This window comes from Pseudomonas sp. UBA5706 (genome assembly GCF_002419965.1).
In the GTDB taxonomy this organism is placed as follows: domain Bacteria; phylum Pseudomonadota; class Gammaproteobacteria; order Pseudomonadales; family Pseudomonadaceae; genus Aquipseudomonas.
The window spans coordinates 31336-42356 of the sequence record NZ_DIHC01000017.1 but is presented as its reverse complement, the minus strand read 5'-3'; the positions used below and the strand labels follow the sequence as shown (position 1 = coordinate 42356).

Sequence of the window (11021 nt, the reverse complement as noted above, 5' to 3'; positions counted from 1 at the left end):
CGATGCGTCGGAGAGTTCGTAGCGCTTTGCCATACGGGCCTCCAGCCAATCATGGCGGCAATTCTACCCTGCCGACTTTTCGTACAAAACCTAGAGAGTTCGACTACCCTATGCCTGACACTGCGAAATCTTCAGCTGACGCACTACGCCTGAAATTCGAAAGGAAGATTATTTTGAACAAGATGCAGCCAGCCTGTGAGACGCTGGTCTCACAGGCTCATGGGTGAATTATTTCGAAAACGGCACACTAGGCCGCCTGATGACTTTTGGGGAACGAATGCGCGATGTTATCGAACACCATGACGCTGGGGACGGGACTGCCCGCTGAGACTTGATGTTTAATGCAGTTATACGTTCGCGCTTTATACCTATAAATTTATAAACAGCGGTACTTTTGTCCGAGATACATCTTGACTAAGTTCAACTAGAGCAAAAGACAGCGAGTGGGCTCCCTCAGCACAAACCGGGAAACTGAAAATTCCCACTTAAAACAAAAACGAGTACGCCGCTGAGCAGCGTGACGCTCCAGCGTTGTGCATTGGCGCGGTAAAACTGCGTGTCCGCAACAGCATGGGTTGACCCCACATCGTCGTTGCGAACAAACGCTCCTGTCGGCATCTCAAATCTTAATACGCCAGAGACCCGCTCATTGTGAGCGGGGCGTTGAGCACTGCAAATCTGAAGTGGGTTCTGGGACGTATCACCTCTAATCAGGTAATGGGCGCAGGATTGAACAACGTGATGTCGTTGTGCAAACGATAGTGCTCGGTCCAGGTTTTCTTCTTGCCGCTGGCAACATCCAGATAGAAATGGAACAGCTCCCAACCCAGTTCCTCGATGCTGGCGCGGCCGGTTGCAATGCGCCCTGCGTCAATATCGATGAGGTCCGGCCAGCGGTGCGCCAGTTCGGTCCGAGTGGAAACCTTCACCACTGGGGACATTGCCAACCCGTAAGGGGTGCCGCGGCCCGTGGTGAATACATGCAGGTTCATCCCGGCGGCCAGTTGCAGCGTGCCACAGACAAAGTCGCTGGCCGGGGTCGCGCAGAAGATCAATCCTTTGCGGTTGACGCGCTCGCCAGGGCCCAACACCCCGTTGATTGCGCTGTTGCCCGACTTGACGATCGATCCCAGGGACTTCTCGACAATGTTCGACAACCCGCCCTTCTTGTTACCCGGCGTGGTGTTGGCGCTGCGGTCGGCTTCGCCTTTGGCCAGGTAGCGGTCGTACCAGTCCATCTCGCGCACCAGCTCCTCGGCCACTTGCGTAGTTTCGGCGCGGGACGTCAATAGATAGATCGCATCACGCACCTCGGTGACCTCGGAGAACATCACCGTAGCACCTGCGCGCAGCAGCAGGTCCGAGGCATAACCCAAAGCAGGGTTGGCAGTGATGCCGGAGAACGCATCGCTGCCGCCGCACTGCATGCCCAGGATCAGCTCGGAGGCCGGCACGGTTTCGCGACGACGCTGATCGAGCTTCTTCAGGCGGGATTCGGCCAGCTCCATGATCTGCTCAATCATTTCGTTAAAACCGTGTTTGGAATCCTGCAGACGATACATCCACTGGTCGCTCAGATCGACCGACGGATCGTTCGGGTGCATGACTTGTTCGGCCTGCAGTTTTTCACAGCCCAAGCCAATCACCAACGCCTCGCCACCCAGGTTCGGGTTGCGCGCCAGATTGCGCACGGTACGGATCGGGATGTACGCGTCCTTGGCGGTGATCGCCACGCCGCAGCCGTAAGTGTGAGTGATCGCCACCACATCATCGACGTTGGGGTAGTTGGGCAGCAGTTCTTCGCGAATCCGTTTGACCGCAAAATCCAGCACGCCGGTGACACATTGCACGGTGGTGGTGATGCCCAGGATGTTGCGCGTGCCGACCGTGCCATCGGCGTTGCGGTAGCCCTGGAAGGTGAAGCCCTCCAACGGCTCGCCCCTGACCGGCACTTCGGTGGACAGCGGCAGGCTGTCCAGCGGCGGCGCGCTCGGCATGCGCAGTTGATCCTCCTTGACCCAACTGCCGCGAGCAATCGGCTGCAGGGCATAACCGATGGTTTGCCCGTAGCGAATTACCGCCCCACCTTCGGGGATGTCCACTGTATTGACCTTGTGGCTCTGCGGCACGTTATCGATGGTCACCAGACCATTGTCGAACTCTGTTCCCGCCGGTACGCCCTGGTCATTGACCACGACGACAACGTTATCGCGCTCATGCAGGCGAATGTAACGTGGCGAGTCGGCATGTTGAATCAAGTCCATCACGGTTTTCCTCAGATTTTCGCTTGGGAAAGCTTGCTGGCTTCGCTGGCCGGCAAATCACCCTGCTTGGGGGTGTCCTTCAATTCCACTCGTTTGATCTCGCCCACGATGAAGATGTAGCTGATCACTGCCACCAAGGCGTTGGCGCCGACGAACACCAGCGCCCATTTGAACGAGCCGGTGGTGTTGATGATGTAGCCGATCACGATGGGGGTGGTGATCGAAGCGATATTACCGAACATGTTGAACAGCGCGCCGGACAGCCCTGCGATTTGCTTGGGCGAAGCGTCGGACATCACCGCCCAACCCAGCGCACCCACGCCCTTGCCGAAAAAAGCCAGGGCCATGAAGCCCACCACGATCCATTCGATGTCGACATAGTTACAGGTCACGATCGAGGTCGATAGCAACAGGCCACCGATGATCGGCGCCTTGCGCGAGAACGTCAGGGAGTTGCCACGACGCAGCAGCCAGTCGGAGATTATTCCGCCGAGTACACCGCCGATGAAACCGCAAATCGCCGGTAGCGAGGCGATGAAACCGGCCTTGAGGATAGTCATGCCGCGCTCCTGCACCAGGTACACCGGGAACCAGGTCAGGAAGAAGTAGGTGATGCCGTTGATGCAATACTGGGCCAGGTAGATGCCCAGCATCATGCGGTTGGTCAGCAACTGGCGGACGTAGTCCCATTTCGGGCCACCACGCTTGCCTTTACCGTCCTGATCCATATCGATCATGCCACCGTTGTTGGCGATGTGATCGAGTTCAGCCTGGTTGATCATCGGATGGTTGCGAGGGCTGTGGATAATCTTCAGCCAGACCAGCGAGAACACTACCCCAACGCCGCCCATGATCATGAACACATGCTGCCAGCCAAACGTGAAGACGATCCAGCCCATGATCGGAGCGAACAAAACCGTGGCGAAGTATTGCGCTGAGTTGAAGATCGCCGAAGCGGTGCCACGCTCAGGGGTTGGAAACCAGGCCGCGACGATGCGCGCGTTGCCGGGGAAGGACGGCGCTTCGGCCAGGCCCACCAAAAAGCGCAGCATGAACAGCGCAACGATGGCAGTGGAGAGGCCGAACTCACCGACATAGCCTTGCAGCACGGTGAACAGCGACCAGGTGAAGATGCTCAGTGCGTAGACTTTCTTTGAGCCAAAGCGATCGAGCAGCCAGCCGCCAGGGATCTGACCGGCGACGTAGGCCCAACCGAAAGCGGAGAAGATGTACCCGAGGGTGACGGCGTCGATGCCGAGGCTCTTTTGCAGGCTGGAGCCTGCGATGGCGATGGTTGCACGGTCGGCGTAGTTGATCGTGGTCACCAGAAACAGCATGAGCAGGATCAAATAGCGGACGTGAGTCGGCTTGGTCTTTTGCATATTCGAAAACTCCCACTAATTATTTTTTTGCGCGGGTTAAACGATTTTTTATGTGTGTGTGTGTGTGCTGCTCGCCTCTGTCCCTGAATCCAGATGCGATTCAAGCGTCGCTTCACAGGTGTAGCCAGGCTGTTACGGTGACACCTTGGGTAAAACTCACGCATGGCGTTGCTGCCAGCGTGACGGGTTAAAACAAAACAGTGATGCCGGGCCAGACACTGAAACAAGGCTCGCCCATGGAAAAAAACCGCTGATTTCTCAGCGGCTTTGCGGCAGTTCGGCGATTACTGCTGGCCTTGCTTGTCCATCAGCGCAGCCAGCATGTCGACCTCTTCGGCCGTCAGGTCGGTCAATGGCGCCCGAACCGGGCCTGCATCGTAGCCAGCGATTTTCGCGCCCGCCTTGACGATGCTGACGGCGTAGCCGGCCTTGCGGTTACGGATGTCCAGGTAAGGAAGGAAGAAGTCGTCGATCAGCTTGCCAACGGTCTGGTGATCGTCTTTGGCGATGGCATGGTAGAAGTCCATTGCCAGCTTCGGTACGAAGTTGAACACCGCCGAGGAGTAAACCGGCACGCCGAGCGCCTTGTAGGCTGCGGCATAGACTTCAGCGGTCGGCAGACCGCCAAGGTAGGAGAAGCGATCACCCAGGCGGCGACGGATCGAAACCATCAGTTCGATATCGCCCAGGCCGTCCTTATAACCGATCAGGTTAGGGCAACGCTCGGCCAGACGCTCCAGCAGTACCGGGGTCAGGCGGCAGACGTTACGGTTGTAGACGACTACGCCGATCTTTACCGATTTGCACACCGCTTCAACGTGGGCGGCAACGCCGTCCTGGCTGGCTTCGGTCAGGTAATGCGGCAGCAGCAGCAGGCCTTTGGCACCCAGGCGCTCGGCTTCCTGGGCCATCTCGATGGCCTGGCGAGTAGGACCACCGACGCCCGCCAGGATCGGCACGCTATGTTCGCAGGTATCGACGGCAGTCTTGATGATTTCGGAGTATTCGCGGCCGGTCAGGGAGAAGAACTCACCGGTACCGCCCGCGGCGAACAGTGCAGAGGCGCCATACGGTGCCAGCCACTCCAGACGTTTGATGTAGCCGGCGCGGTGAAAGTCGCCCTGGGCGTTGAAATCGGTGACCGGGAAAGAAAGCAGACCGTGGGAGAGGATGGACTTCAGTTCTTGTGGATTCATTATTCGAACACCCTGGGAAGCTAATTGTTTGAAGGGATCACCAGACTGCGCTGATGTCGTAAGTCATCGTACAACTAGGAATCACATCTCTCAATAGGGCCGTGGAATTATTTATCCGGTAGCGGCATGAGAAGGTTGGAGGGAGGATTGTGATGACTTCGCTCAAGGGAGAGGCTTGTGAGAGTGCCCAACGGGCATCGGAGCATCGCTTGCCGGGAACCGACCGTGAACCCATGGACCCCGGTGTGTCAGGCACGACGGACCACCAGCTTTTCCGCGAGCCTTCTGCGACAGTCCAGCTTGCCAGCGGCACCAATGGCAAGGTCATAACGCTGGCAAGCCGGACTTCTACAGGTATCGATGTTACACAGCGATCAGCAAAAGCCCTCAAGCTCGCTGCGATTGCGCCTCTTCGTGAGCATGGCGCAGTCGCTCGCGGCTGTTGGTCAAGTGCAGGCGCATGGCGGCCCGGGCGGCGTCGGAGTCCTGGCGGGCAATGGCGTCGTAGATTTCTTCGTGCTCGCGGCTCAGGCGGTTCATGTAGTGCTGATGATCGTCGTGCGCCAGCCGGGCGGAATTCAGCCGCGTGCGCGGGATGATGCTGGTGCCCAGGTGATTCATGATGTCGGTGAAGTAGCGGTTGCCGGTGGACAGCGCAATGGCCATGTGGAACTGGAAATCCGCGCCCACGGCATCACTGGCGTGAGATGCGCTCTCATTGAGCGCGTCGAGGGCGGCACGCATGTCAGCCAGTTGCTCGGGCGAGCGGCGCTGTGCCGCCAGACCGGCGGATTCGACCTCAAGGCTGATGCGCAGCTCCAGAATCGCCAGCACATCACGCAAGGTCACGATGGTCGCCGGATCGATGCGAAATCCGCTCGGACTTGGCGTATCCAGGACGAAGGTGCCGATGCCATGCCGCGTCTCGACCAAGCCGGAGGCCTGCAGCCGCGAAATGGCTTCACGGACCACCGTGCGGCTTACACCCTGCTCTTCCATGATCGCCGACTCGGTAGGCAACTTATCGCCGCGCTTGAGTTGGCCGCTGCGAATGCGCTCGGAAAGCTCGGTTACCAGTTCCTGCGCGAGGCTGCGGTGCTTTCTGCGTGCACGAGGCGGAGCACTCTGATTTTCCATATCCAACAGGCATCTCTAATACGGTGAAAGGGGCAATCATAGCTCACGCGAGTTGTACGATCACATAACAAACCCGGCAAGTTAGTCGGTTTTTGCGGCATGTTGCACAGTTCAATCGCAAATCACCGCCTCCGGGTGCGGCTGTTCCTTCAGCTGGCCTGCGTCGATGCGCAGATGACGGCGATGAAAACGCTTGAGACTGCTGCGATGGCCGATGCTGAGGAGGGTCACACCCGGCAGCTCATCGAGCAAAGCCTGGTACAACACTGCCTCATCTTCCTCGTCCATCGCCGAGGTGGCTTCGTCCAGATACAACCAATCCGGCGCGAACAACAGCGCTCGGGCAAACGCCACACGTTGCTGCTCGCCCGGAGACAACATGCGTTGCCAGTGATTGCTTTCGTCAAGGCGCGACACCAAATGCCCTAAACGGCAGGTCTCCAGCACCTGAGCGAAGCGCTCGGCCGGGTATGCCTCGGGCGCTTGTGGATAACTCAAGGCTTCGCGCAGCGTGCCGATGGGCAAATAGGGCTTCTGCGGCAGGAAGAACGCGCGCTTGGCCGGCAACTTCAGCGCACCGTGCCCCTCGGTCCACAACCCGCCCATCGCTCGTAATAACGTACTCTTGCCGCTGCCGGATCGCCCGCTGAGCATGACTTTCTCGCCCGCGGTGATGTCGATGCTGGCATTGTTCAACAACTGACGGCCGCCATTAAGTGACAGCTCCAGACCCTGCACATGCAGCGCATCGCTTTCATGGCTGACCTTGATCGCCGGCACGCGTACCTCGTTCTCGTCCATCGCCTGGCGGAAGCTGAGCAGACGATCACAGGTCGCACGCCAGGATGCCAGTTGGGTATACGCATCGATGAACCAGCTGAAGTTCTCCTGCACATTGCCAAACGCCGAATTGATCTGCATCAGCTCGCCCAGTTCGATCTTGCCGGCGAAGTAACGCGGTGCGGCGACGACGAAGGCAAAGACGATGGCGATCTGTGAGTAGCCTGCTGTGAAGAATGTCAGGCGCTTCTGCACTTTCATGATGGTCCAGAAGTTACTCCAGACCCTGCCGAAACGAGCGCTCAGCCGCTGGTTCTCGTTGGCTTCACCGTCGGACAACGCAATGCTTTCGGCATTTTCGCGAACCCGCACCAGCGAAAAACGCATGTCGGCTTCGTAACGCTGTTGCTGGTTGCTGAGCGGGATCAGGCGCTTGCCGATCAGGTGCGTGAGCCAGCTGCCCAGGGCTGCATACAGCAGCGCGGCCCAGAACATGTAGCCGGGGATGGTAATGCCGTACAGTTCGATGCTGCCGGACACGCCCCACAGAATCACCGAGAACGACACCAGGCTGACCACTGTGCGCAACAGGCCTAGGCTCAGGCTAAGCGTGTCGGAGGTAAAATTATTGAGGTCTTCGGACAGCCGCTGGTCGGGGTTATCCGTGTAACCGCCCTGCTCCAGTCGGTAATAGTTCTTGTGCGCCAGCCACTTGGTGAAATGCTTTTCGGTGAGCCAGCGACGCCAGCGGATGGTCAGCATTTGCGTGAGGTAGAGGCGATAGACAGCGCCGAGGATAGCGATGGCGGCGATCCCGCAGAAATACAGGATCAAGTGGGTGAAGGCGCCCAGATCCTTGTTTTGCAAAGCGTTGTAGAAATCCCGGTACCAGCTGTTGACCAGCACGGAGATGAATACGCTGAACAGCGACAACGCGATCACAGCCACCAGCAGGACCCAGGCCATCGCTTTTTCTTCGCTGCGCCAATAGGGAGTGACCAGCTTCCAGACCCGGGAGAAAAAGCTTCCGGTCACAGCGTCATTGACCCTGGATTCATCGATATCAACATTCATGGTGAAGGCTCGGCGACAGGCATTTAATGGCGTTGGCCCCAATGTGCCAGACGCCACACACGGTCTTCCATGAAGAAATCTTTATGTGGCGATCCTGCCTAACGACGGACCGGTCGCTTTTGCAATTTGCGTTGAAGCGTCCTGCGATGCATCCCTAACGCCCGCGCCGTAGCCGAAATATTGCCTTCGTGCTCGGTCAGCACCCGTTGAATATGTTCCCACTGCAAGCGGTCCACGGACATCGGGTTTTCCGGCACCAGGGTGTCCAGGTCGGCGTGCTCGGACAGCAGCGCAGCCAGCACATCGTCAGCGTCGGCCGGCTTGCACAGGTAGTTGCAGGCGCCGCGCTTGATGGCTTCGACAGCGGTGGCGATGCTCGAGTAACCGGTCAGTATCAGGACACGCATTTCCGGGTCCAGTTCCAGCAGCTTGGGCAGCAGCACCAGACCGGAGTCGCCTTCCATTTTAAGATCGAGCGCGGCGTAGTCGGGGAGATCCTCCTGGGCCAGCTTCAAGCCTTCCTCGGCGGAGCCGGCGGTGCTGACGCGAAAGCCACGGCGGGCCATGGCACGAGCCATTACGCGTGTGAAGGTGGCATCGTCATCCACCAGCAACAGGTGCGGCAGCTCTTCGCCTTCGACCTGGATCTCATCAGTCATGTTTCATCTCCTGGTGCGTTACGGGGCAGGCGCAGTTCGGTGAGCGTACCGCCTTCCTCGTGAGGATAGAGTCTTACCGAGCCGCCTGCGCGGGTTACGCTAGCCTTGCTCAGAAACAGGCCCAGGCCGAAGCCTTTGCCCTTGGTGGTAAAGAACGGTTTGCCGATCTGTTCGGCCACGGCCAGCGGCACGCCCGCGCCATGATCGCGGATGGTGATGCTGATCTCCACGGGGCTCCAGTCCAGATTGACTTCAAGACCTTCCGGGCAGGCGTCAGCGGCATTGTTCAGCAAGTTCAGCAGGGCCTGGGTCAGATCGGGTGGCGGCGCGACCATCGGTACGTCGCCCTGCCCCAGACGTTGAAAGCGGTAACTGGCTTCGGGGCGCATCAGGTGCCAACGATTGAGCGCCTGATCGAGCCAGCGGGTAACGGTCTGCTGTTGCACCGCCAGCCGCCGGTTGGCCTCGGCAGCGCGGACCAGCTGTTGCAAGGTTTCCTTGCACAGTTTGACCTGATCCTGGAGCACCGACAGGTCGTCCTGCAGCGCTGGGTCTTTGTGATCCTGCTGCATCTCCTTGAGCAACACGCTCATGGTCGCCAGCGGCGTGCCCAACTCGTGGGCGGCGCCGGCGGCTTCGGTGGCCACGGCCAGCAATTGCTGATCGCGCGCGCCCTCTTCCCGGCGCAAGGCGCGCATCTGCTCCTGACGGCGCAACTCCTCGGCCATGCGCGCGGCGAAGAAGGTAATCACTCCGGCGGCCAGCGCGAAACTCAGCCACATCCCGTAGATCTGCATCTTCTCGCGGGCAATGGCAAAAGGTTCAAGTGGATAGAAATTGGCCAGCATCAGGGTGTACAGCGCCAACGCAATGCCCGATAGAATCAGGGAAAACCGCCAAGGAAGGGTCACAGCGGCGATGGTAAGCGGCACCAGGTAATAGGAGACGAACGGGTTGGTCGAGCCGCCCGAGAAATACAGCAGCGCACTGTGGATAAACAGGTCAAACGCCAGTTGCACGGCATATTCAAGCTCGGTTACCGGCCAAGACGTGCGCAGCCTGATCGCCGTCAGCAGGCAGACGATGGCAGAAAAACCCAGGGTGACGTCCAGTTGCAGCCAAGGCAGCGGCAGCAGGTTGAACAGATAGGCGAAACCGACCGAGCCGGCTTGGGCACCTAGCACCAGAATGCGGACGAATGTCAATCGCCAGAGGTTCTGACGGGTGGCAGAGAGTAATTGTACGGGGGCGAGCATGAGCTCTCCTGATGAGCGCTCCAGGCGGATCGCAGCGAGTATAACCAATGCGACGCGGCTTTCCGTCAAACAGCATCAAAGTGCGTCAAAGCGCCACAGCGGTGCCGCCGTAGCCGTTCGGCCTGCCGGCGGCAGCGATCTCAGCGGCACCACTGCCGACAAGCCGTGCGGCTACCGGCGCCTCAGCCTGGACCGGCGAGGTCAATTCGTCACCGGAACAAGTTCCCCGGATCACAGTCTGATGGGCATCGTCCGGCATGCTTCGTGGAGGCAGCCTGGACGGCTCGCCAAACAAGGAGTTTTACATGTTCAGCCTTCGCCCCACCGCTACCCTGTTCACCCTGGGCGCCGTCGCTCTGGCCAGCGCTCCCGTTATGGCCGAAGAGGTTCATTACAATCAGGTGTCCGTGCGCGCCGAGGTCAATCAGGAGGTCCAGCGCGACCTGATGAACGTGACCGTGTACACCGAATCGCAGGATACCGACCCTGCAAAATTGGCCGCCGGGGTCACGCAAACCCTCAATAAGGCACTCGGCCAGGCACGGCAGGTCAAGGAAGTGACCATTCGCCAAGGCAGCCGCAACAGCTACCCGATCTACGACGACAAGGGCCAGAAGATCACCGGTTGGCGTGAGCGCGCCGAACTGCGCCTGGAAAGCCCGGATTTCGCCGCGTTGTCGAAACTGACCGGCGAATTGCTAGGCAGCGACATGAAAATGGGCGGCATGGACTTCTCTATCTCCAACCCGGCACGCAAGGCCAGTGAAGACACCTTGCTCAAAGACGCCGTGAACGCGTTCAAGGCCCGCGCACAACTGGTGACCGAGGCACTGGGTGGCAACGGCTATAAACTGGTCAACCTCAACCTCAATACATCCGGCTACCCGCAGCCTTACCTGCGTGCGCCGGTCATGATGATGAAAGCCGCCCGTGCCGATGCCGCGCCCACGCCTGACGTCGAGGCCGGTACCAGCCAGGTCAGCGTCACCGCCGACGGCGTGATCGAAGTCGCCATTCCCTGATTCGCCCAGCGGCAGCCCGTGGCTGCCGCTGTTTCCGCCTTAAGCTTCGCCTCTTTCCCTTGCTCCCTTCTAACACCTTCCCCAGCACGCTGAAGCCTCGTCCTACGCTCTGCACCGATCCTTCCGATTTGAAAAAAACTCCCGCGCCCTAAAATCGACTTCGCGACATCCATGATCGCTTGCGCACGGAACGCGCCAGCCTCGACACCGGGGCAAGGCCAAGCGCAACACACCTATCTCAAGGAAGAATC

General features: G+C 59.2%; 8 protein-coding genes. 1 reads left to right on the top strand and 7 read right to left on the bottom strand.

Going from position 1 to position 11021, the window contains the following annotated elements; translation table 11 throughout:
• Nucleotides 1-710 precede the first annotated feature (710 nt).
• The 7 genes from garD to B3I26_RS09970 form a co-directional block, all read right to left on the bottom strand.
• Nucleotides 711-2264, bottom strand: a complete 1554-nt coding sequence (garD, locus tag B3I26_RS10000) for a galactarate dehydratase (RefSeq protein WP_296257519.1) — start codon at nucleotides 2262-2264, stop codon at nucleotides 711-713.
• Between the two features lie 11 nt (nucleotides 2265-2275).
• The gene (locus B3I26_RS09995) at nucleotides 2276-3646 is read right to left on the bottom strand and encodes an MFS transporter (protein WP_296257518.1); all 1371 of its coding nucleotides are present in this window, start codon (nucleotides 3644-3646) and stop codon (nucleotides 2276-2278) included.
• Nucleotides 3647-3930: 284 nt separating this feature from the next.
• Entirely contained in the window at nucleotides 3931-4842 is a 912-nt protein-coding gene (gene kdgD / locus B3I26_RS09990) for a 5-dehydro-4-deoxyglucarate dehydratase (RefSeq protein ID WP_296257517.1), read from the bottom strand.
• Nucleotides 4843-5229: 387 nt separating this feature from the next.
• Nucleotides 5230-5979 carry a FadR/GntR family transcriptional regulator gene (locus tag B3I26_RS09985; protein WP_296257521.1) on the bottom strand — a complete coding sequence of 250 codons (750 nt, stop codon included), beginning with the start codon at nucleotides 5977-5979 and terminating at the stop codon, nucleotides 5230-5232.
• Nucleotides 5980-6090: 111 nt separating this feature from the next.
• On the bottom strand, nucleotides 6091-7833 hold the full coding sequence (locus tag B3I26_RS09980) for an ABC transporter ATP-binding protein/permease (RefSeq protein ID WP_296257516.1): 1743 nt from the start codon (nucleotides 7831-7833) through the stop codon (nucleotides 6091-6093).
• A gap of 98 nt (nucleotides 7834-7931) precedes the next feature.
• Entirely contained in the window at nucleotides 7932-8492 is a 561-nt protein-coding gene (locus B3I26_RS09975) for a response regulator transcription factor (protein ID WP_296257515.1), read from the bottom strand.
• Entirely contained in the window at nucleotides 8489-9748 is a 1260-nt protein-coding gene (locus B3I26_RS09970) for an ATP-binding protein (protein ID WP_296257514.1), read from the bottom strand. Before B3I26_RS09970 ends, B3I26_RS09975 begins: the two co-directional genes overlap by 4 nt.
• Before the next feature lie 305 nt (nucleotides 9749-10053).
• Between B3I26_RS09970 and B3I26_RS09965 the strand changes: the two genes are divergently transcribed.
• Nucleotides 10054-10770, top strand: coding sequence for an SIMPL domain-containing protein (locus B3I26_RS09965; protein ID WP_296257513.1), 717 nt, complete (start codon nucleotides 10054-10056; stop codon nucleotides 10768-10770).
• The last annotated feature ends 251 nt before the right edge of the window (nucleotides 10771-11021 follow it).